21 protein-coding genes are annotated in these 22,603 nt (G+C 62.1%); 13 read left to right on the plus strand and 8 right to left on the minus strand.

The window, feature by feature from the left end; translation table 11 throughout:
• Positions 1–9: 9 nt before the first annotated feature.
• Entirely contained in the window at positions 10–753 is a 744-nt protein-coding gene (locus tag WN982_RS24230; protein ID WP_341319401.1) for a protein-L-isoaspartate(D-aspartate) O-methyltransferase, read from the minus strand.
• 409 nt (positions 754–1,162) lie between these two features.
• On the opposite strand from WN982_RS24230, the gene WN982_RS24235 reads away from it, so the two are divergent.
• The 10 genes from WN982_RS24235 to WN982_RS24280 all read left to right on the plus strand — a co-directional run bounded on the left by WN982_RS24235 (position 1,163) and on the right by WN982_RS24280 (position 12,316).
• Positions 1,163–1,441, plus strand: coding sequence for a hypothetical protein (locus WN982_RS24235; protein ID WP_341318196.1), 279 nt, complete (start codon positions 1,163–1,165; stop codon positions 1,439–1,441).
• A gap of 497 nt (positions 1,442–1,938) precedes the next feature.
• A complete protein-coding gene (locus WN982_RS24240; RefSeq protein ID WP_341318197.1) occupies positions 1,939–3,870 on the plus strand; it encodes an SMP-30/gluconolactonase/LRE family protein in 1,932 nt (643 codons plus the stop codon).
• Positions 3,871–4,073: 203 nt separating this feature from the next.
• Positions 4,074–5,630, plus strand: coding sequence for a methyl-accepting chemotaxis protein (locus tag WN982_RS24245; RefSeq protein ID WP_341318198.1), 1,557 nt, complete (start codon positions 4,074–4,076; stop codon positions 5,628–5,630).
• Positions 5,631–5,798: 168 nt separating this feature from the next.
• A complete protein-coding gene (locus WN982_RS24250) occupies positions 5,799–6,863 on the plus strand; it encodes a beta-propeller fold lactonase family protein (RefSeq protein WP_341319402.1) in 1,065 nt (354 codons plus the stop codon).
• Between the two features lie 180 nt (positions 6,864–7,043).
• Positions 7,044–8,210, plus strand: coding sequence for an HPP family protein (locus tag WN982_RS24255; RefSeq protein ID WP_341318199.1), 1,167 nt, complete (start codon positions 7,044–7,046; stop codon positions 8,208–8,210).
• Between the two features lie 96 nt (positions 8,211–8,306).
• The gene (locus tag WN982_RS24260) at positions 8,307–8,720 is read left to right on the plus strand and encodes a MarR family transcriptional regulator (protein WP_341318200.1); all 414 of its coding nucleotides are present in this window, start codon (positions 8,307–8,309) and stop codon (positions 8,718–8,720) included.
• 6 nt (positions 8,721–8,726) lie between these two features.
• Positions 8,727–10,526 (plus strand): chloride channel protein, encoded by a 1,800-nt coding sequence (locus WN982_RS24265; protein WP_341318201.1) that lies wholly within the window; start codon positions 8,727–8,729, stop codon positions 10,524–10,526.
• A 155-nt stretch (positions 10,527–10,681) separates the two neighbouring features.
• Complete coding sequence (locus WN982_RS24270; protein ID WP_341318202.1) at positions 10,682–11,227, plus strand: DUF4142 domain-containing protein; 546 nt, start codon at positions 10,682–10,684, stop codon at positions 11,225–11,227.
• A gap of 52 nt (positions 11,228–11,279) precedes the next feature.
• Complete coding sequence (locus tag WN982_RS24275) at positions 11,280–11,594, plus strand: cupredoxin family copper-binding protein (RefSeq protein WP_341318203.1); 315 nt, start codon at positions 11,280–11,282, stop codon at positions 11,592–11,594.
• A 20-nt stretch (positions 11,595–11,614) separates the two neighbouring features.
• Positions 11,615–12,316 (plus strand): RNA polymerase sigma factor, encoded by a 702-nt coding sequence (locus WN982_RS24280; RefSeq protein WP_341318204.1) that lies wholly within the window; start codon positions 11,615–11,617, stop codon positions 12,314–12,316.
• Positions 12,317–12,361: 45 nt separating this feature from the next.
• Here the strand turns inward: WN982_RS24280 and WN982_RS24285 are convergent, their stop codons facing one another.
• From WN982_RS24285 to WN982_RS24310, 6 genes are all read right to left on the minus strand, one after another.
• Positions 12,362–13,561 carry a porin gene (locus WN982_RS24285; RefSeq protein ID WP_341319403.1) on the minus strand — a complete coding sequence of 400 codons (1,200 nt, stop codon included), beginning with the start codon at positions 13,559–13,561 and terminating at the stop codon, positions 12,362–12,364.
• Positions 13,562–13,678: 117 nt separating this feature from the next.
• Complete coding sequence (locus tag WN982_RS24290) at positions 13,679–14,155, minus strand: TIGR00725 family protein (protein WP_341319404.1); 477 nt, start codon at positions 14,153–14,155, stop codon at positions 13,679–13,681.
• A 70-nt stretch (positions 14,156–14,225) separates the two neighbouring features.
• Positions 14,226–15,056, minus strand: a complete 831-nt coding sequence (locus WN982_RS24295) for an ABC transporter permease subunit (protein WP_341318205.1) — start codon at positions 15,054–15,056, stop codon at positions 14,226–14,228.
• A gap of 10 nt (positions 15,057–15,066) precedes the next feature.
• A complete protein-coding gene (locus WN982_RS24300; protein ID WP_341318206.1) occupies positions 15,067–16,167 on the minus strand; it encodes an extracellular solute-binding protein in 1,101 nt (366 codons plus the stop codon).
• A gap of 26 nt (positions 16,168–16,193) precedes the next feature.
• The gene (locus tag WN982_RS24305) at positions 16,194–17,240 is read right to left on the minus strand and encodes an ABC transporter ATP-binding protein (protein ID WP_341318207.1); all 1,047 of its coding nucleotides are present in this window, start codon (positions 17,238–17,240) and stop codon (positions 16,194–16,196) included.
• A gap of 4 nt (positions 17,241–17,244) precedes the next feature.
• The gene (locus tag WN982_RS24310; protein WP_341319405.1) at positions 17,245–17,976 is read right to left on the minus strand and encodes an ABC transporter permease subunit; all 732 of its coding nucleotides are present in this window, start codon (positions 17,974–17,976) and stop codon (positions 17,245–17,247) included.
• A gap of 289 nt (positions 17,977–18,265) precedes the next feature.
• Between WN982_RS24310 and WN982_RS24315 the strand changes: the two genes are divergently transcribed.
• The 3 genes from WN982_RS24315 to WN982_RS24325 all read left to right on the plus strand — a co-directional run bounded on the left by WN982_RS24315 (position 18,266) and on the right by WN982_RS24325 (position 21,497).
• A complete protein-coding gene (locus tag WN982_RS24315) occupies positions 18,266–19,150 on the plus strand; it encodes a LysR substrate-binding domain-containing protein (RefSeq protein ID WP_341318208.1) in 885 nt (294 codons plus the stop codon).
• Positions 19,151–19,420: 270 nt separating this feature from the next.
• Positions 19,421–20,116: a response regulator transcription factor gene (locus tag WN982_RS24320; RefSeq protein ID WP_341319406.1), complete on the plus strand. Its 696-nt coding sequence runs from the start codon at positions 19,421–19,423 to the stop codon at positions 20,114–20,116.
• A 46-nt stretch (positions 20,117–20,162) separates the two neighbouring features.
• The gene (locus WN982_RS24325) at positions 20,163–21,497 is read left to right on the plus strand and encodes an ATP-binding protein (RefSeq protein WP_341318209.1); all 1,335 of its coding nucleotides are present in this window, start codon (positions 20,163–20,165) and stop codon (positions 21,495–21,497) included.
• A 109-nt stretch (positions 21,498–21,606) separates the two neighbouring features.
• On the opposite strand, the gene WN982_RS24330 is transcribed toward WN982_RS24325, so the two are convergent.
• Positions 21,607–22,518, minus strand: coding sequence for a LysR family transcriptional regulator (locus tag WN982_RS24330; protein WP_341318210.1), 912 nt, complete (start codon positions 22,516–22,518; stop codon positions 21,607–21,609).
• Positions 22,519–22,603: the final 85 nt, after the last annotated feature.

Genomic DNA, 22,603 nt, shown 5'->3' on the forward strand with positions numbered 1-22,603 from the left:
GTCCCTAAATCAATGCCCGACCAGCGGCACAAATCTGACGGGTAAGATCTGTCTGGTGGAAACCGTTCCGTCATCCGATTTTTCGATCAGCAGCAGGTACTGGGTCAGAAACTGCGCGCCCACCGGAATAACCATCCTGCCGCCCGGCCTCAATTGCCGCACGAGGGGGGGAGGGACATGGCTGACAGCGGCGGTGACGACAATGGCGTCGTAGGGCGCGTGGGCTTCCCACCCGTAATAGCCGTCGCCAATCCTGGTTTCCACTCGCTTGTACGCGAGCCGCTGCAGACGCTCCTGCGCCTGCATTCCCAAGGGTTCGACGATCTCGATCGTATATACCGCTCGTGCCAGACTGGCCAGGATCGCCGCCTGGTAGCCGGAGCCGGTGCCGACCTCGAGCACGACATCAGTGGGCTTGACCCTCAACAGGTCGGTCATCAGGGCAACAATGTAAGGCTGCGAGATCGTCTGGCCATAGCCGATGGGAAGCGGCCTGTTCTCGTATGCGTTGTGCTCCTGCTCAGGCGGAACAAACTTATGGCGAGGCACTTGTTCCATGGCCGCCATGACACGCGCATCGATGGCATGCCTGCCGATTTCGGTGCCGGTGTCAGCAGTCAGTGCAGCGATATCCTTGACCATGCTCGCGCGCCGTGGCGCAAAATCGTCGTCGGCGTGAACAGCGGAATACAGCCACGCCAACGCGATTGCCGGAATCAGGATGCGCAGCCAGAGCGTAATTGGCTTCACAATGCGGCCCCTGTTACCTGACCTACCGCAATTCTACGCTCGTGCGCAGCCGGGCCTTGCGTCGGGCGCGTTCGGCCGCCCGCCATGCGTCAGGCCGGCCCCCGCTTCGTTTGCGAGCTGCCTGACGTCCACATCCTGTGCTAAGTGATTGAAGTACCCATGGACAGCGGACGGCCATCGGTCGCCGTGCGGCCAGTTGGAGACGTTCGACGGCAACGCTTGAATCGCTGACAATCTTGACCTCACCTTAAGAGGAACCCGGGCGGAATCGCAGATCATTGAACCAGGCAACGGACTGGAAGAATAAAAATAGCGCGTGAAGATGCAAGGCGCATAGCGAGCTAATTACTTTTTTTCGACAGTGTTGTTGGCCGAACAATCTGGCGAAAATTTAAGAGTCCAGGAGGAAGCAATGCTCGCCGAAGTATCTAAGCATACCTTATCGCTTTTGATTCCCACTGCATTGATCTTCTTCGTCATTCAGTATCATGAAACAGGCAGGGTGACTGCCTTCGGAATAGCAGCGTACCTCATTACATTCTTGGTTACGGGCATGGCCTTTGAGGGGCTGAATGTGTGGTGGAGATGGCGCTTCGGGACGGGCAAGGGCTCGGGCATTGCGCAGGCCGTGCTTTGGTCCGCTGCGGCAGTCTGCTTGTATTTATTCTTTCGCCACTTAGACCGCGGCTGATTAGAGGCTGCCTCGTCCAAAGGTGAACGGCGTGCCAGCAAGACCACGCCGTATCTCCGCTGGAATTACAAATTAGCTCTGTACAAGTGGGAGGGGGTTGCACCTCGGAAGCGGTCATTGCCGTCGTTTGATTCCGAACGCCGGTTCAGAGTCGCGTCCTGCCGATCGCGGCTTGGGGTGCCGTTGGGTCGCGTATATCAATCGCACCCACTCCTCGGAGGGAGAGTCGGGAAGATGCGCTTGCAAAATTGTCCTGGTCGCTAACGATAAATCGCGCAGCGGGATTTGATCTGATTTTTAATCCGGCGGATTTTTTTTGATTTTTTTTCCCGTTCACTAGTGTCAGGATCAGCGAGACAAAAATCTGCTCGACATTAGTCCGTTGGCACTCGACGCGACTGGCGCAGCAATCCAGCGCAACTACAAATGGCCAGATTCGATGCCGCTGCCGAACGAGGATTTATATTTTCGGGCGACTACTGTCAGGAGAGCATCACATGGTCAGGAAACGAATTCATGCTGCATGCCTTGGTGTACTGATCGCGATAATTGCGCCGGCCTGTCAGGCGCAAAACACCACCGACTGGCTGGCGAACTCCTATGGCACCCTCGCCACCCACGTGGGTAACACCGCGCGTTCCATGTGGGTCGCGCCCGAAGGCGTCATCTATACGGCCTCCATGTGGGACGAGTACGAGGGCGGCGTCGCAATCTACCAGAACGGCCGCAGCGCCGGCTCCATCGGCATTCACGGCGAGTTTCAGGGCAGCGCCATTACAGGTAACGCCACTTCGATTTTCGCGGCGCTACAGTCCAGCAGGTCGTACGGAAGCGGCGCGGTGGGGCGATACAACCGCACCACCAGGACCCGCGATCTTTTCATTCAGGTCAGCGCGTTAAGCAACCAGCCTCGGGTCGACGTCATCACCGGACTCGCCACGGCGGGCTCGCTCCTTTATGCGAGCGACTTCTATGGCGATCGCGTCCGGATCTTCACCACCGACGGTGTCTGGAAGCGGGACATCAACATCTCGGACCCGGGCGCGCTCGCCCTGGATGGCGCAGGCAACGTCTGGGTCGCACAGAAGAGTGCGGGCACGATCGTCGAATTCAGCCCAACCGGCGCCCTGCTGAACACCATCCGAATGCCCAGCGGGTCGCAGCCGTCGGCGCTCTATTTCGATGCGTCGTCGGCGCAGCTCATGGTCGGGGACGAGGGCCCCGACATGAACATCAAGCGCTACAAGCTCTCGGGCACGCCGACGCCGGCCGGCACATTCGGCATTCAGGGCGGTTATCTCGACACCACGACGGGAATCAAAGGCCAGGTCGGCGCGAAGCGCTTTACCCGCATCACTGGCATCGGCAAGGACACCGCCGGCAACCTCTATGTGCTCAACAACCCGTGGGGCGGAAGCTGGGACCTCGGCCGCGACGGCGGCACCGACATTCACTCCTACGACAACTCCGGCCATCTGCGATGGACGCTTCAGTCCCTCAACTTCGAGGGCGTCGCTGCCCCGGACCCGGCCACGGATGGCGCCTTGTTCTATGGCGGCACCAACATCTACACCGGCAGCGCTGGAGGCACCTTCGTCGCGAACACCGTCGATCCGTTCACCTACCCGTCGGATCCGCGCGTCAACATCAACGATCGCGCGCGTGATGAGCACTTCGGTCAACTTGTCACCGTCGGCGCCAACCGAATCCTCGTGGCGTCCAGCCAGGATCCCGATACCTTCTACTTCTTCCACTTCAATGCTGCGAATGGCTACATCGCAATACCGGACGCCGCGCTTCCCGGTACGGCGTTCAATACGTCCGCACCGGTCAGGGACGGATTCTGCATCGACAGCAAGGGGGGCGTGTGGGCCGGTCTGGCCAGGACCGGTTACATCTACCACTACCCGCTGACCGGCTTCGACGCCAGCGGCAAGCCGACATGGGGACCCGGTATCCCCATCCGCGTTCCCAACAGCATCCAGCCGCTGACGCGCATCGTCTACCTCGCGGACAGCGACACCATGATTCTCGGCCAGGGCATCGTCGGGAGTACGGACTGGACGTCGATCGGCACGCGGATCGAGGTGTATCACGGCTGGAGCGCGGGCAACACCACGTCACCCAATCCGGTGATCAACCTCACCCACGCCGGCGCCAAGTCGATTGACGCGGCCGGCAACTATCTCTTCGTCGGCTACTGGTTCAGCAGCAGCGGGCAAGCCAGGCCGAACATCGACGCCTTCAACCTCGTTACAGGCAATCTCGACGCCACGCTGGTCAACACCAGTAACGGTACCGTGGACGCCAGCAGCGCCCTTGATTCGATGTACGGCATCAGGGCATACCTTCGATCGACGGGCGAGTATGTGGTCACGAAGAACAACGTCAAGGGCTCCAGCATCACCGTTTATCGCTGGACGCCCTGATCGGGCGTTTCGTCCATGACAGAGGCTTGGCACTCCCGCGGCGTGGGCCGGCGCAGAAAGCTCCGGTAGCTTTGACCGACTGGGGCGTTCAGATCAGTGGTCTGACGTCCTGTGCCAAGTCGATCGGAACGCTATTCTGCTAAAGAGATCGCTTCACCTGCCGTTAAACATGTCATCGTACAACATGGGGTTGGTAAAGCGGCATGCGAAACGTATCGGTTCGAAATAGTCTCCTGGCTGTTTTCCTGATCTTTGCCGCGATGATTTTGCTGGGCGGGGTGATCGGCATCACCACGCTCAGTCGTGCGAACAGCAATCTCGCGCGCATCCATCAGATTGCGACGCAGGAAATTCTCGTCAATGACGGATACAAGGATTCCACACGTACCCGCGCCGCGCTGACGCGAGCCTACTCCGCCCTGAAAGAGCGCAACGACGAGGCGACGCGCGACTCGGCGTTGAAAAGCGCCGAGACTACACTGAACCGCGCGGCCACGGAAACGGAGTCGTTTCGTAACGCGGTCGCATTTCGCGGTCAGGACGACGAGTTGAAGCGGCAGTTGATCGAAGCGTCGCTCAATCTCGCGGCGATCCTGAAGAAAGCCGCCGACGCCCTGCGTGCCGGCGATACGAACGCCTACGCCACGATCAACGATCGCGACATTACGGCGGCGGGCGTAGCGTATTCGGCGAACGTCGAGAAATTCCAGACCATGGCGAACACGCTGTCGAACGACGCCATCGCGCAGGTCGATCGCGAATACACGTGGGTCGTCAGTCTCGTCGTTTTTGGGGTGGGCGGCGCGCTTGCGCTGATCGTCGCCACGCATTTCGCGCTGCGGCGCATCGTGACGGCTCCGCTGAAGGACGCCGCAGACCTGCTCGATCGAATTGCGGCGAACGATCTGACGGCGCGCATTCCCGCGGCGAGCGGCAATGAGATCGGTCAGCTATTCGCGGCGATGCAGCGGATGCAGCGTGGTTTGTCTCAGACCGTGGCGAACGTGCGCAATAGTTGCGAGGCGATTTACAGCGGGGCGCGGGAGATCGCTGCGGGCAACCTCGATCTGTCGAGCCGCACGGAGCAGCAGTCTGCAGCGCTGGAAGAAACCGCGGCCAGCATGGAACAACTGACGTCGACCGTCAAACAGAATGCGGACAACGCACAGCAGGCAAGTAGACAGGCTTCGAACGCGGCGGATGTCGCGCAGGGTGGCGGCGAAGTCGTGGAGCGCGCCATCCAGACGATGAATGCAATCAGCCAAAGCTCTCGCAGGATCGCCGAGATCACCGGGATGATCGACAGTATCGCGTTTCAGACCAATATCCTCGCGTTGAATGCAGCGGTCGAGTCGGCGCGGGCGGGCGAGCAGGGACGTGGCTTCGCCGTGGTCGCAAACGAGGTGCGCAGTCTCGCGCTGCGCAGCGCGGATGCCGCGCGCGAGATCAAGGCCTTGATCGGCGCGTCGGTCGAGGACGTCGCGAACGGTAATAGTCTTGTCGCCCAGGCGGGGCAGTCGATGAAGGACATTGTCGGTGCGGTGCGCAGCGTGGCCACCATCATGAATGAAATCAAGGCAGCGACGATCGAGCAGAGCGCCGGCATCGAACAGGTCGGGCAGGCGGTGACGCAAATGGACCAGGTCACCCAGCAGAATGCCGCGCTCGTCGAACAGGCCGCCGCTGCCGCGAGCGCGCTTGAGCAGCAGGCGCAGTCAATGACGGATGCTGTCTCGGCATTTCGTCTCACCAGTGAGTAGGTACTACGAATGCTCGAGGCATAGCACTGGTCGAACAATCGTTTCTCAAGCAAATCCGTTAGCGTCGTTCCAGTTATCAATCGCGTGCGCTTACGTCAGGCGATTTCAATCATTTTCAAGCGGAGTATGAGCATGAACGTTAAAGGCATCCTGGGTGCAGGCGCAATCATGTTGGCTGGAGCCGCCGTGTCTTGCATCTCGCAGGCCGCAACGTACGCATACGTATCGAATGCAGATAGCCAGGATATCTCGGTTTTCAGCCTCGACAAATCGAATGGCTCGCTTGCGGCAGTGGAGACTGTGGCTGTTGGCGGGACGGTGATGCCGATGACGTTTTCGCCCGACCATCTCCGGCTTTACGCCGGGCTGCGCTCGAAGCCGTATCGCGTTGTGAGCTTCGCGGTCAATCCGCTCGACGGCCGGCTGATCGAACTCGGCAAGGCGCCGCTCGCAGAGAGCATGGCGTATGTCTCGACTGACGCGACCGGCCGCTACCTGTTTTCCGCGTCATACGGTGGCAACCTTCTGGCGGTGAACCGGATCGGCGCTGATGGTGTGGTCGGCGAAGTGCGGCAGACTGTCAACACCGGCCCCATGGCGCACGCGATCCGGAGTGCCCCCGATAACCGCTACGTGTTCGCGTCGGTACTCGGCTCAGATGCCTGGCTGCGTCTCAAGTTCGACGCATCGAACGGGCAGTTGACCGAGGACGCTACGCCTGCGTATTCGTTGCCGCCAAAATCGGGGCCGCGCCATTTCCTCTTCTCTGCGGATCATCGCTTTACCTACCTGATCGATGAGCTTGACGGCAAGCTCCACGTGCTTGCCTTCGATGGCGCCCGCGACACCGTCAAGCCGGTTCAGACGGTCTCCATCCTGCCGCCCAATTTCTCGGGCGACAAGCCATGGGGTGCGGATATCCACCTGACCCCGGACGGGCGTTTCCTGTATGCATCAGAGCGCACGTCGAGCACGCTCGCGGCGTACAAGGTCAACGCGGCATCGGGTGAGCTGACGCGCATCGGGACGTACCAGACTGAAAAACAACCGCGTGGATTCAATATCGATCCGACGGGCAAGTATTTGCTGGCAGTGGGCCAGTTGTCGACGAACCTGAGCGCTTACCGCATCGACCATATGACGGGCGCATTGAGTGCGATTGGGCAGTATCCGGTAGGTAAGGGGGCGAACTGGGTCGAAATCGTCGAGTTTGACGGAACAAACACCCATTGAGGTTTGGGTTTCGGATGACTGTGCCGCGGGCACTGAGTCCGAGACTCGACAGCCTAAAACCTTTTTTATATCACAATGAAATATAATCATGACAACACGTTCTTTCGTTTCGCGAGGGTTTGACCGTAAGGTGTGCTCCCGTCTCGCGCGATGTCGTCCATCCACATTCCCGGTCCAATCTTGTCCCGATCCGCTCTCATCCGCTGGTTTTCCAGCTTTGCCCCCGGCCCCCTCGCTGTCCGATGGCCGGAACGCCTGAGATCGTGTCTCGGCGCGTTGCTTGGAATTGCGTTCACCGGCGGGACAATGCACGTCCTTCTCGGACCGGCAGCAAACATTCCGCTCCTCGTTGCTCCAATGGGCGCTTCGGCCGTGCTGCTGTTCGCGGTTCCTGCCAGTCCGCTTGCGCAACCGTGGTCCATCATCGGCGGCAATATCGTCTCTGCTACGGTCGGCGTTGCCTGTGCAGGCTGGATCGCCGATCCGGTGGGCGCCTCCGCTTTGGCCGTCGCGCTGGCGATATGTGCGATGTTTGCGCTGCGCTGTGTTCACCCCCCGTCGGGTGCGGTCGCCCTGACCGCGGTCCTTGGCGGTCCGGCCGTTCACGCTCTGGGCTATCGCTTTGTGGCCGAACCGATTGCGATCCAGTCGGCGACGCTTCTGTGCGCTGCCATCGTCTATCACGCTGCTACCGGGCATCGATACCCGCACGTCGCCCACCAGAGTTCTGGCAAAGGAGCGGCAGCGTCGGCTACGGCGTCGAACGAAGGTTTCACACGCGCGGACCTCGAGGCGGTGCTGAGCCGGCGCGGGGAATTGCTCGATATTGACACGGACGATCTGGAATTCCTGTTGCGCGATGTTCAGTTGCAGGCCTACGCCCGCACGTTCAATGAACTAACCTGCGCGGACATCATGTCGCGCTCCCTGGTCGCTGTGTCGGCAGTCACAAGAGCTTCCGCCGCATGGAGTCTGCTGAAACAGCGCCGAATCAAGGCACTCCCGGTCACTGACGAGAAGCAGCACGTTATCGGCATCGTGACCCGCGCCGACCTTGTCGACAAACGGGCGTTCAGCAAAGGGGCCGGTCTGTCGTCCCCCATGCAACGCTGGCTCCGGCGCAGTATCACCCCGGCGCCGCTTGTCGGCGCCCTGATGAACGTCGACGTTCGTACAGTCGACGCGACGACGCCGATCGTCGAGCTGGTGCCGGTGTTCGCGACCTACGGGCACCACCATATCCCGGTTCTGGACTCGAATCGGCGGCTTGCCGGAATGATCACGCAGGCCGACCTCATCGCGGGGCTGTATCGCCAGGCTTACGCCCAGCAGCAGCGCGCGGCATAGCCACAGTCACCCGTCAGCGTCACCGGTGTTGAATACAGGCACAAATATCACGATATGATATAATTTGCGTCTTACCGATTTCTCCACGGAACTCCGATGAAAACACTCGCTCGCGGCTTGACCAAGGCGGACTTTGAGCAGCTATCCGAGTTCCGCTATCAGATGCGGCGCTTTGAGCGCTTTTCCGAACAGGCCGCTCAGGGCGAAGGCATTACGCCGTTGCAGTATCTGCTGCTTCTGCACATCAAAGGCTATCCGGAGCGCGACTGGGCGACCGTCGGCGAACTTGCCGAGCGGCTCCAGTCGCAGCACCACGGCGTGGTCGCGCTCGTGTCGCGCTGCGAGGCACTCGATCTCGTCCGGCGCAAGATCAGTGATACGGATCGCCGCCAGGTCGAGGTTCATTTGCTGAAAGCGGGCGAACAGGTACTCGCGCGCCTCGCCGAGATGCATCGCGCCGAATTGAAGTCGCTCGAAGGCGCCTTTAATGTTCCACGGATTGATTTTTGAGTCCCCATGAGTCTCGACACCCATAAGCGCGACTTTTCCGTCAACGCGCGGCTTCCCGGCATTTCGGCGCTTGCCGCCGGCATCGGCGCGCTCAGCACGCTCGCAGCTTTTGTGCTGCTAAGCCTGATTCATTTCTTCACCAACCTTTTCTTCTTTGGCGCGCTTTCCTTCGCGGACCGGTCGCCGGCACAGAACACACTCGGCGGCTGGGTGATTCTGGTACCGGTGGCTGGCGGTCTGATCGTGGGCCTCATGGCCCGCTTCGGGTCGGAAAAAATCCGCGGACATGGCATTCCGGAAGCGATCGAAGCCATCCTGTTCGGCAAGAGCCGAATGTCGCCGAAGGTCGCGATCCTCAAACCGCTGTCGTCCGGCATTGTGATCGGCAGTGGCGGGCCATTCGGCGCCGAAGGCCCGATTATCATGACGGGTGGCGCCCTCGGTTCGCTGATCGCGCAGTGCGTGAAACTGACTTCCGCGGAGCGCAAGACGTTGCTTGTCGCCGGCGCGGCAGCGGGGATGACAGCGGTCTTCGGCACCCCTGTGGCCGCCGTGCTGCTGGCGGTTGAACTGCTGTTGTTCGAATGGCGGCCTCGCAGCTTTTTGCCGGTCGCATTGGCCTGTGCGGTCGCCGGGTTTGCACGGGCTGCATTCTTCGGTACGGGACCTCTGTTTCCGCTCGAAACGGCGCCGCCCGATGCGTTGTCGCTCGTGTCCTGCGTCATTGCCGGCCTGATGAGCGGGGCGCTGGCTTCAGGTCTGTCAGCTGCGCTGTACAAGACGGAGGATCTGTTCGGCAAGCTGCCGATTCACTGGATGTGGTGGCCCGCGCTTGGCGGTCTCGTGGTCGGGATCGGCGGATTGATCGAACCTCGTGCGCTCGGCGTCGGTTATGACGTGATCGGCGACTTGCTGCATCAGCACATCGTATTGCAAGCCGCTGCTGCCATTCTGATCGTGAAGGCGGTCATCTGGGTGGTCGCGCTGGGCTCCGGGACGTCGGGCGGGGTTCTCGCTCCGCTGCTCATGCTGGGGGCAGGGCTTGGAACCGTACTCGGTCACGTGCTGCCGGGCGGCGAGCCCGCGCTGTGGCCGCTCGTCTGCATGGCGGCAACGCTTGGCGCCACGCTTGGGGCGCCGCTGACGGCGATCGTATTCGCATTCGGACTGACGCACGACAGCAATGCGTTGTTGCCCTTGCTGGCCGCCACGCTGGTCGCGCACGGCTTTGCGACGGTGGTCATGCGACGCTCGATCATGACGGAAAAGATCGCCCGCCGCGGATATCACATTTACCGCGAATATGGGGTCGATCCGCTCGAGCGTCATCATGTCGACGAGGTGATGTCGCGTTCAGTCGAGACCATCGATGCCGACATGTCCGTACGTGACGTGCTCGCGCTGTTCTTCGGTACGACACAAACACACCGAGCCTATCCGGTTATGAACCAAGGCGCCGTGGCCGGCATCGTCGATCGCGCCGCTCTCGAACGTTTCCGTAGCGACGGAACCGGCCCGGTGCTCGACGCACGTGTTGCCGACGTGTTACGCGGCAGGACCCCGGTCGTGGCGTTGCCCGGCGAGACGTGCCGGCTTGTCGCAACCCGGCTCGCTGTACATGGTCTTGAACGGTTGCCCGTGGTCGCCGACCGGGAGACCATGCATCTGATCGGCATCGTCTCGCGAAGCGATCTGGTCAAGCCGTCACTCGCGCACTTTGAAGAAGAGCACAAGAAAGAGCGATTCCGGCGCGTGAAGTTCAGCCGGAGCACAAAGCGCTTCCCTCCGGTGCGACGCGCGGGATAAAGCAGTCGATTTTTTCGGTGCCGCCGCGAGATGGGTCCGCGACACGGCCCGGGAACGCGGGTGGCAGAGGCGACATCTATCTCCACATCGAAAGTCCAATCGAACCCGCCCTCCGGGCGGGGGATGACTTGCGATGATCACTGGGGAGAAGCCTCATGAAACTAATTCATGCCGGATGGGCCGGCGTGCTGGCGTCTGTCAGCCTGTTAGTCAGCCTGGCTGCGTGGGCGCAATCTGCCGGCCCGACGGACCCGCAGATTGCGGCGATTGTGGTGACGGCCAATCAGGTCGATATCGACGCAGCGAAACTCGCGGAGTCGAAGACCGGAAAGAAAGACGTCAAAGCGTTCGCGCAACTCATGGTTACCGACCACAGTGCCGTCAACAAGGCGGCCACTGATCTCGTTCACCGGCTGAAGGTCACGCCGGAGGAGAATCCGACGAGCCAGAGCCTCGCGCAAGGCGGTCTCGCCAATGTTGCGACGCTGAAGAAGCTCGATGGCGCAGCATTCGACCGGGCGTATATTGACCATGAAGTGACATATCACGAGGCGGTTCTTGACGCGATCGACAAGACCTTGATCCCGAATGCGCAAAATGCGGAGTTGAAAGCGCTGCTGGTCAAAGTCCGGCCGGCCTTTGTCGCCCATCTTGAGCATGCCAGGATGATCCAGGCGTCGCTGGGGAAAAGCGGTGGCTAACTGTTCGGTTGCCGTTCCAGGCAGATGCCGGGGCACGACTCGACGAGGCCTTGTGCTCGCTTGCACTATCGTAGCCGGTAGCCTGCTTGTAACAGGGCGCGATACGGATGCGGCGCCGGGGACATACCTCGTCACTATCGAGGGGATGCGATTCAATCCGCAGACGCTGACTGTGCAGCACGGAGACCGTGTGGTGTGGACCAACAAAGATCTGATTCCGCACACGGCAAGCGCAAACTCCATGGCCTTCGATTCGCGCAGCATCGCGCCGAATGCCTCCTGGAGCTACGTACCGCGCGAGGCTGGCAGCTATCCGTACGGGTGCAGTTTCCACCCCACGATGCAAGCGCTGCTGATTGTGCGTTAAAACGGGACGGCGAGGCACGCATGACAAACCTGGTTGCGGCATATACGACACCCTCCGTGGACGACGAGCAGGCAATCGTGCGCCGTATTGCCGCCGGCGACCAGAGCGCGTTCGAGCTGCTGATGCGCCGACACAATCGGCGCTTGTACCGGCTCGCACGTGCCACGCTGCGCAATGATGCGGAAGCCGAGGACGCGCTACAGGAGGCGTATCTATCAGCCTACCGGTCGATAGGGCAGTTTCGAGGCGAGTGCGCGCTGTTCACCTGGCTCTCGCGACTGGTGCTCAATGAATGCCTTGGGCGGCTGCGCCGATACGCACGTCGTCAGAACGTGATTCCAATTGTGAATATGGACACTGACGTGAATGTTGATGCGATGGCCGCACCTGATGCAGGGCCGCCAGAGGCGGAGGTTGCGCGTGCGGAAATGCGTGCTTTGCTCGAGCGCAAGCTGGACGAACTCCCCGATGCTTTCCGCACGGTTTTCGTACTTCGCTCCGTTGAGGAAATGAGTGTGGAGGAAACCGCCACGTGTCTGGGCATTCCCGAGGCTACCGTACGTAGCCGCCATTTCCGCGCGAGAAGCCTGCTACGCGAATCGCTGGCGCGCGAGATCGATCTCGCGGAGCGCGATCTGTTCGAGTTCGGAGGCGCTCATTGTGACCGGGTGGTCGCAGCAGTGTTGTCACGTGTGACGAAGGACCCGAACGAAGGCGGCTAGCGTCAGACGGAAGAGGCACGTGTCGCCTCTCCCGCCGCCAGGCCTTTAGAACGTCTGCCGGATACCTACTCGCACCAGTGTCTGCGCATTGTTCGCTGACGAAATGCCGTTGCCGACGTCGCCGACCGAAGCCGTCGCGTTGACAACGTTGCCGAATGCATCGAGCGTCTTGCCGCTTGCCTTCTGATAACCGACCAGCCCATAGAGGGCAGTGCGCTTGGACAGGAAGTAATACGACGCGAAGTTGAACTGGTTGTACTTCGGAGCGGATCCGCCGTTGATCGAACTGCCCTGCGTGTAGTCGTAGCCGGCGGCGAGGCGCAACGCAGACGTCGCCTGATACGCGACGGTCAGGCCCGCCGAGTTGAAGGTTTCCTTGGCCGTGAACAGCGAGAAGCTGCCGGGCGTGTACTGCGTATTGCTGTATGACACACCCAGCGTCACTGGGCCGATCTGGTACGTGCTCGCGGCAGCGATGATCTGCTGATTCCTGGCCGACGCAAAGCCTTCGTTGATCGACGACGCGAACGTGCCATCATACGCGCCCGTCCACGCACCGCCGTTGGCCCCATAGGCGTTGTTCGCCTGCATGTAGGCCGCGCCGATCGCGAACGGACCATTCGTGTACTGGCCGCCCAGGCTCCACGTGCTCTGGTTCTTGACGCTGCCCGCCTGATTGCCGAATCCGTACAGCGCGCCGAACTGGAACCCTGAGAATGACGGGCTCGTGTACTTGATCGAGTTGTTCTCGCGCGCCTGATTGTCGATGTTGTCCAGATCGCCAGGGTGCGCGCCCATGCCGGTGAGGAACGACCCGGCGCCGATCGTGCCGACGAAATCGACGATCGGATCGTATTGCCGGCCCAGTGTGAGCTTGCCGAATTTCTCGCTCGACAATCCCATCCATGCCAGGCGGCCGAACTCGCGGCCGCCCTGGCCCATCTGTCCGGTGCCGATGTTAAAACCGTTCTCCAACTGGAACACCGCCGCCAGGCCACCGCCCAGGTCTTCCTTGCCCTTCAGGCCCCAACGGTCGCCTGACCAGGTGCCGCTCGCAAACCCATAGTTCGACGCGTTGCTATAGACAACCGGTTTGCCCAGCGCGCCCTTGGTCTGCGCGACACGTTGGCCGCTCGTATAACCCAGGCCGGCGTCTACGATCCCGTACAGGGTCACGCTGCTCTGCGCGTGTGCGGCGAGCGACATGCCGCTCAATGCGAAACATGCAAGTGTGGTCTTTTTCATCATGATAAGTACACCTATTTATAGAATAAAAAACATCGGATTGGTTCAGTTACACGTTCCGTCAGGACTTCATACGTGTGCGTCTACGGCGTCTACGACTTTCGCCCGCATCATGGTTCAGCCAGCGGCAGCTTGCGTCTGCTGCGCGGATACCAGCCAGTTCGCCACGCGGATGGCGAGCGCATCGACGTCTTCGAACACCTCGGCGCCACTTACCTGCGGTGCGTCGAGCAGGGTAAAGACAGGCTTGTTCCACTGCAGCCCAAGCGCCATTTCGGACAGCGTGCCCAGCCCGCCTCCTATCGCGATGAGACAGAGCGAGGCGCGCGCAATCAACGCATTGCGCGTAATGCCCATGCCGGTCGGTAGCGCCACGGTAAGAAACGGGTTGGCCTCGTTGGCATCGTCCTCGGGCAACAGCCCGATCACGATGCCGCCTGCGCGCGCCGCACCGAACGCGGCTGCCTCCATCACACCGCCTTTGCCACCGCAGAGAATGGTCATGCCGGCGTCGGCCAATGCATAACCGAGGCTTCTTGCTGCCTGCAACTGTCCCGCCGTGGCCTCCCGCGGGCCGATCAGTCCGATCGGCATCGCATGCCGCGTCGGGCCTGTCTGGCGGAGCGCCAGTCTCTGCAGCGCCAGGTTGGCGGCGTTGGACCATTCAGTGTTGTCGTTGCCTTGCAAGGCATTCCCCCAGTGCCAGAACACTCGTACAAACGGCCATCAGCACCAGCGAAAGCGCGGCGGCCTGCGGAAAATCCGTCTGTCCATCGGAAAGTTTCAGGTACATCAGTAGCGGCAGGATATTGATCTGCGTCCCGGCGAGCGCGAGTGCGGTACCGTAGGTTCCCAGTGCAATCGATGTGACGAGGCACCAGGCCGAGGCGATCGAAGGCCACAGTTCCCGCAACGCCACGTCGAAGAGCGCCCGCAGCGGCGATGCGCCCAGCGTCAGCGCCGCTTCAATGGGACGGCGGTCCAGGTTGGCAATCGCCGGATAAAGCATCAGCGCGACGCGTGGAATCAGGTAGTACGCGTAGGCTGCGACCAGACCCGCGGTCGTATAGATCAGCGCGCCGACCGTGGCCGGGTCGGCGCCCATGCGGGCGAAGACACTCGTCACGAAGCCGGCGCGGCCGAAGGCGAGAATGAACCCGTACGCAATCACCAGTCCGGAAAACGCCAACGGCACGCCGAGCAACGCGAGCAACCAGCCGCGCCGCTGCGGCGGCTGTCCGGCCAGCACCATCGCAAGCGGCAGCCCCACCGCCAGCGACACGGTGCCGGCGGCGAGCGCCAGCGCCAGCGAGTGACCGAGCGCACTGACTACCAGCGGATCATGGGCCAACCGCACGAAGGCCGCGCCGTTCCCCTCGGCCGCCGATACCAGCAATGCGCCGAGCGGCAACGCAAAGAACAGGGCGAGGAGGAGGCCCGCCGGGACGGCGCCGAAGCGGCGCGCAAGCCCTTCGTTCATCGAGGAAGATCCCATCTGCCGCCCCTCATTTCGCGAGCGCGGCCTGCGCCCACAACTGGTCGACTTCCGCCTTCTTCGCCGCGGCCTTGACCACGTCGAGCGGATGCACCTGCGGCACGTCGGGCATCTTCGCGCGGATGTCCGCGGACAATTGCACGTCAGGCACAGCCGGACGCACGTAGCCTTGCGCGAACAGCGCCTGGCCGACGTCGCTCATGACCAGATTCAGCCAGAGCCGTGCCGCGTTCGGATTCGGGCCGTCCTTCACGAGACTGATGGCGTATGGTGCGGAAACCGTCGCTTCCTTCGGGATCACCACCTCGACCGCGTCGCCCATGCCGTCGGCGTACTTCGCTTTGAGGCCGTCGTTTTCGTAGCCGATCAGAATCGGAATCTCGCCCTTGACGAACTTCGCATAGGGGGTGGTGCCTTCGACGCGCATCACGTTGCCCGCTTCGCGCAACTTGCCGAAAAAGTCGGCGCCCGGCTTCGGATTGTCGACGCTGCCACCGAACGCATAAGCCGCGGCGAAGACCGCGACCTGTCCCTGTCCGGTCGAACGCGGATCCAGATAGACCACCGAGTTCCGGTACTCGGGCTTGAGCAGATCAGCCCAGCCGTGCGGGACGTCCTTGACGAGCTTCCGGTTGACCAGCAAGGCGATGTTCAACGAATGGACCGTGAACCAGCGGCCATCGCGCTCGCGAAACACCGGCGGCAGTTTGTCGAAATTGAGCGGCTTGAACGGCGCCACCACGTCCTTGTTGACGGCGTCCAGCGCGGACGCGGCAAAGTAGTACGCGGTGTCGGCCTGCGGACGCCGCCGCGACTTGTCCAGCGCCACCACGGTCGCGGCCGAGCCGATATCGTTGTACGTAATCTCGACTTTCGGATAGCGCTTTCTGAACTCGGCGAACAGCGCCTTCCAGTTAGCCCATTCGGGACCGGTGTCGAACGACACGACGAGCCCCTCGTCCGCCGCCTTCGCGTACAACGCGTCTTCTCCGGGGTAAAGGGGCGCGGCCGGCGCGGCATGGGCGCCAGACGCGGCAGTCAATACCGACAACGCACAAACGACTCCGGCGATACGGCGGACTCGCGACAAAAGACTAAACCCTGCAAGCATTCTGGTTCTCCGTCAAACAAGGTGAATTAGCGAAATTGACTGGCCTGCGCGGGCAGCACGCGCAGATGTTCGGGGGCGATGGCGATGGCGTGTTCGGCAAGACGGCGCCCTTCGCACAGCAGCGGTTTCTGAGTGGAATCCGGAACGAAGTCGTAGCGGCATGTCGCGCCGAAGTAGCGCACCTCGGCGCGGCGGCCGCCGAGCCGGTTGACCGCGCTCGCCGGCGGATCGGGCTGCACGTGTTCGGGACGAACCAGTACCTCGACCTGGTCGCCGGGGCGGAAAGCACTGGTATCGGCGGACAGCAGCGCAAAGGAAACGTCGACCGTGCCGTTCGCTATCACGCGTCCCGGCATCACGCTCGAATGACCGACGAAGCGCGCGACCTGGGTCGATACCGGCCGGTCGTAGAGACGCTCCGGCGTATCCACCTGCAAGACCCGCCCGCCGTCGACTACGGCCACGCGGTCCGCAAGGCTCAACGCTTCGTCCTGATCGTGCGTGACCAGCAGGGTGGTGGCGCCGCATGCGCGTTGCAGCGTGCGAATCTCGTCGCGTAGCTGCTGGCGGATGCCTGCGTCGAGCGCGGCAAGCGGTTCGTCGAGCAGCAGCACCTTTGGTTCGAACGCCAGCGCGCGAGCCAGCGCGACGCGCTGCTGTTGCCCGCCCGACAGCAAGGTCGTACGCCGCCCGGCGTGTTCGGCAAGACCGACCCGTTCGAGCATCTCGAGCGCGCGAGCCCGGCGTTTCGCGGCATCGATGCCGCGCATCCGCAGCCCGTACGCCACGTTGTCCACCACGTTCAGATGCGGGAACAGCGCATATTGCTGGAACACCATGCCGACCTCGCGGCGCCACACCGGAACGCCCGCCACGTCGCGCCTATCGATTGCAATCCGTCCTCGATAGCCGTCCAGCAGACCCGCGGTCAGCCGCAGGATCGTCGACTTGCCGGAACCGCTGCGGCCCATCACGGCCAGCAGTTCGCCCGGCGTGACCGACAGCGTGACGGCTTCGATACCGTGTTGCGCGCCGGGATAAGTAAAGCTCACGTTTTCGAAATGGAGGCTCATCGTTTCACTTCAGTCGTTGAACAGTGTTGATCGATACAAGGGTCGCGATCACCGCCAGGCACAGCAGCACCACGGTGGCGGCGCACGCCATGCCGGTCGCGCCGTAGAACGCCTGCAGCAGCACCACCGGATAGTTCCGGTAGCGAAAGCCGGCGATCAGGTTGGACACCTGGAATTCGCCGATCGACAGCGCGGCCACCATGACGAGTCCCGAGAACAGGCTCTGCCGGAGGTTGGGCAAGACGACCGTGAAGAACTGCCGCAGCGGCGTTGCGCCGAGCGTCGCAGCACACGCTTCAAGGCGCTCGATATCGAGGTGGCGCAGGTCGGCGAGCAGCGTCTGCGTGAGGTACGGCAAGGTCAGCACCGTATGGGCGGCAATCAGCAACGGCAACGATCCGAGCCACGGCAGCGTGTCGCCGCTGAAGATGGCGATGTAACCGAAACCCAGCGTGAGCGCAGGCACGCCCACCGGCAGCAGCGCGACCAGCCGCGCCGTCATGCCGCGCCCGGAGAGCGAGCGATAGTGCAGCGCATACGCGAGCGGCAAGCCGATCACGGCAGCCGCGCAGCAACAGGCCAGTGCGACCATCAGGCTCACGCCGAAAGCGCGCCGGAAGCTCATGTTGGTGGCGAGGTCCGCGAACCAGTGTCCGGTGACGCCGGTCGGCAGCAACGTGTTGGTCCACGTTTCGCCGAACGCGCCGATCAGCAGCAAAGCGATCGGCAGCAGCATGTAGATCGCAAAGAGCACCACCACGGCATGAAGCGCGACGCGCCTGATCGACGCGAAGCGCCTGCTGCTGTGATGAGCAGGAATACGAGGCTGAATGGCCGGTGCGGCGGGGGTTTGCATGCAGGCATTCCTTGGGAAACGGACTGAGTCTCCACGCCATGACCGGACTCAGTGAAAGGTTTCGAATTGCTTGCAAGTGTGGGGATACGACATGGCGTCGTCATGAAAAAAACGTACAAAACACGCATTGCGCTGTGCGCATCCGGAACACTTCAACGCCGAACCGCTGATGAAACACCTTTACCCGAACGTCACCGAATTACTCTCCTTCACCAGCTCTGCCAAACATCTGAACTTTTCCCGCGCGGCGCGTGAACTGGGTCTCACGCCGAGCGCCGTCAGCCGGCAGATCGCCAGCCTGGAGACTTCATTCGGAGTGCAGTTGTTTATTCGCGACGGCCGCAACCTGGTGCTCACCCGGGCGGGCAGCCTCTACCTCGCTCGGGTCGCCAACCCGTTGCGCGACATCGGCAACGCGTCGCTTGAACTGATGAGCGCCGGCGGACAGAGCGACCTGCTGACGATCGCAAGCGTGCCGACCTTCACGACGAAATGGCTGATTCCCCGGCTACCAGACTTCTTGTCCAGTACGCCAGGGGTCACGATCAGTTTCAGCCGGCACCTTGCGCACGGCGATCCGTTCCCGCTGGATCTGGATGCAGCCATCCGCTACGGCGACGGCAATTGGGAGGGGGTCCAATGCGATTACATCGACGGCCGCACTTTTCTGCTGGTCTGCGCACCCGATTTTCAGCAGACGCACACGTTGCGCCGGCCCCAGGACGCAGTGGGCGTCCCCCGGCTATTGCATGGCCAGGCTGAGCGGGTATGGGGCCAGTGGGCCGGGTTCTATGGCGTGTACGACATGCAAGTGCTCGCGGGCCCGCGTTTCGAGCAATACGCCGTGCTGATCCAGGCGGCTCAGGCTGGCCTCGGGCTTGCGCTCATCCCTGCCTTTCTGGTGCGCGACAATCTCGCCGCCGGCACCCTCGTGGAACCCCTGACGGCCCCGATCGACGTCGACCATGGACACTATCTCTGCTATTTCACGGAACGCATCGAGACACGACCGGGTTTGAAGCGCTTTCGGGAATGGATGTTGTCCCGAGTCTGATGTGAACGACGCCCGAAGGCTCGTTTCGCGACTACCAGCCGGCCTGCGCCGGGATCGAGTCGACTGAGCCCGTCGCGAGCGCCGCCGCCGGTCCCAATGTGCAAACAGACCTGTGAGTAAGTAACGAGTAAGTCCAAGCGTTCTAGAGTCGATACCGCTTCATCCATCTACCCTGGGGTCTGTTCACATATGTGAACAGACCCCAGGACAAGAGATTCACTCCGCAAGCTAGAATCGGTTACCTTGACGAATTCAATTGAGTACCGTCGCATGTCGCGCGTCGCATTGATCGAAGACCACGAACGCCTCGCCGGGATGATTCGCCACGCCTTGTCTGCGGCGGGGATCGAGACCGATGTGTTCGGCAACGTTTCGGAGGCTCGCTATGGCGTGAGCCGGGCCGACTACGCGGTGCTGATCATCGATCGCGGTCTGCCGGACGGCGATGGCCTGGCTTTTTTGCGGACCTTGCGTGCGGCGGGCCAGACGACGCCGTCTCTGATGCTGACCGCGCGCGACGCGCTGCACGACCGCGTCGACGGACTGGAAAGCGGCGCGGACGACTATGTGACCAAGCCGTTTGCGATGAGCGAGCTGGTCGCGCGGGTGCGTACGTTGATGCGCCGTCCGGCGGCGCTGACCGAACTGGTGGCATCGTTTGCCGACCTCACCGTCGATCCGCAGCAGCGCGCGCTGCGCTGCGGCAGCCATTCGGTGCTGCTTGCGCCTGCCGAACTGCAGATCGCGCTGTGCCTCGTGAAGGCGGCGGGCGCAACCGTACGGCATGCGGCGCTCGAGCATGCCGCCTGGGGACTCGGCGAAGCCGTGACGCCCAATGCGCTGGAAGTGACGCTGCACCGTCTGCGCAAGAAGTTGACCGCGATCGGTGCGACGACACGGCTCGCGAATATCCGCGGCGCGGGCTTCGCGCTGCAGGCTGCCGCGGGCTCTGCTGAGCAGCGCTAACCTCAACTGCGACCGGTCCGCCATGCTCGATCACTGGATTCGAAGTTTGTCCGCGCGGCTTTGGGTGACCAGCATTGTCGCGCTGGCGATCTGCCTCACGGTGCTGGCGACGGTCACCGTCTATGCGTTCAATCATTTCCCGCAGCGCACGCTGGGGCGGCACGAGGAGATGGAAAGCGCCATGGACGTCACCGCAGGCTTGCGTTTCGATGACGCCGGCCGGCCGGTCTCCGTGCAGCTTTCGGAGGAGGGCGCATGGATCTACGAGGTGCTGCCCACGGAGCGGAAGTACCGGATACTCGATGAACACGGCAACCTGCTGCTCGCATCGAGCAGCGCCCAAGACGGCGGAGCATGGATTGCAGGCAATCTTTCAGATGCGGTCGGCAAGATTCGGCGCGTGGAGATCGGGACAAAGCCGTTCGAGGTCCTGACGTTGAAGGTCCAGCATGGGGCGGCGACCTTCTACGCCCAGACTGCAGCTTCGGAGCGTTTTGTCGACGCGCTCGTCGGCGCGAAGGTCAAGCAGATTCCTGCGATCGTCAAGACGACCATTTTCGTCGCCACGATCATTTTCGGCCTGACGCTGACGTTTACCGTGCGTCGGATACTCAGGCCGCTCAGGGAGGCATCGCGTGCTGCCGCAGGTATCACGCCGCGCAACCTCACCACGCGACTTTCGACCAAGGGCGTTCCGAGCGAAATCAAACCGCTGATCAACGCCTTCAACGCAGCACTCGACCGGCTCGAAAACGGTTTCTCCGTTCAGCAGCAGTTTCTCGCGTCAGCCGCGCATGAGCTCCAGACACCGCTGACCTTGATCCGAGGCCAGATCGAGTTGCAACCGGAGATCGAGGACAAGGAATTGCTGCTTCGCGAAATCGATCTGATGGCTCGACAGGTTCGGCAGTTGTTGCACCTTGCGGAAGTCAGCGAGTCGCAGAACTTCAGTTTCGGCGAGGTGAGCATTGTCGACGTCGCACAGGACGTCGTGGCCTATCTCGCGCGCAAGGCCGACAGAAAGGAGGTCAAGCTGCAGCTCGAAACACGGGTGGCGCCGCCGTCGATCTGGGCGGACAGGAGCGCGTTGTTCATTCTGCTAAAGAACATTGTCGAGAATGCGATCAATGCGTCGCCTCTTAATGGCACGGTATTGCTGGTCGTCGACGGCGTTTCGGTGCAGGTCCAGGACGAAGGGCAGGGGATCAAGCAGGAGTATCTGCCATTTCTCTTCAAGCGGTTCTGGCGTGCGTCTGATGCCGGACACGAAGGCGCCGGACTCGGACTCGCAATCTGCAAGGAGATTGCCACGGCTCATGAATGGCGGTTGACCGTGAGCAGCCTGGTTTCGGGGACGCGGTTCGTTGTCTGGTTTTCGTAGCGCTGTGCAGGCGGTGTATTCCATGCAGATGCCGCGCTGATCGAGTTCTGCCGTCCTACGATGCTCAGGTTTCGGCTTGTGTGCGGTCTTTCCTCGTCTGGCGCGCAGATCAGTCCGTCCCCGGAAAATCCGTCCCCGACAACACTTCCACGATCGCGTCGAACACCAGCCGGACACGTGGCGGAACGGGTCCCCGTTGCGGCCGGTACACGCAGATGGGCCAAGGCTCGGGTGCCAGCGCGTCGAGCACGCTCACCAGTTTGCCGGTGCGCAGATAAGGCTGTGCGAGATAGCTGGCAAGTTGCCCGTAGCCGAGACCGGCCAGCACGGCCTGGCATTCGGCTTGAGGATCGTCGGTCACGAAGGCTGACGGCCCCGGTGTGAACTGCTCGCCTTGCGCGAACTGCCACGGCCATTTGCGGCCGGTATTGCGGTCCAGCAGCGCGGTGGTCGGCACCTCGCCGAGTTGCTGCACGGTGTCCGGCCGTCCGGTGCGGCGTATTAGCTTCGGCGTCGCCACGACAAAAAAACTGGCCTTGGAGACGGAGCGGACCACGAACCGGCTGTCCCGCATGAAGCCGACTCGAACGCCGATATCGATCCGCTCTTCGATCACATCGCTAATCTGATCCGACAAGCGCACGTCGAGGGTGATACCTGGATGCTGCTGCGCGACTCGCGTCAACACGGGCATCAGATGAGTTTCGCCAATCGCCTTGGGCGCTGTGATCCGCACGAGGCCGCTCAAACCGGCCTCGGCATCCGGGCGGCCCGGTTGCAGGAGATCGTCGGCCTGCCGTACGAGTTCGCGGGCGCGCGCGGCCAGCACCTCGCCTGCTTCGGTTGCGCGTACGCGCCGGGTATTGCGGTGAAACAGCACTTCGCCGACCAGCGATTCGAGCTCCTGCACGGCTCGCGTGACCGACTGCGGCGATGCACCCAGGCGCGTGGCGGCGTCTTTGAAACTGTTCGCTTCGACAGCGGCGCAATAGAGTCTCAGCAATTCCAGACGGTTCTGCATCACGCCTCCTGCAGGTTCGATGATACGTTTGACGATTCCAGATTATGGAATTGTCAAATCGTATCATTTCCATTGAGCGGTGCCG

This window comes from Paraburkholderia sp. IMGN_8 (assembly GCF_038050405.1).
Classification (GTDB): Bacteria; Pseudomonadota; Gammaproteobacteria; order Burkholderiales; family Burkholderiaceae; genus Paraburkholderia.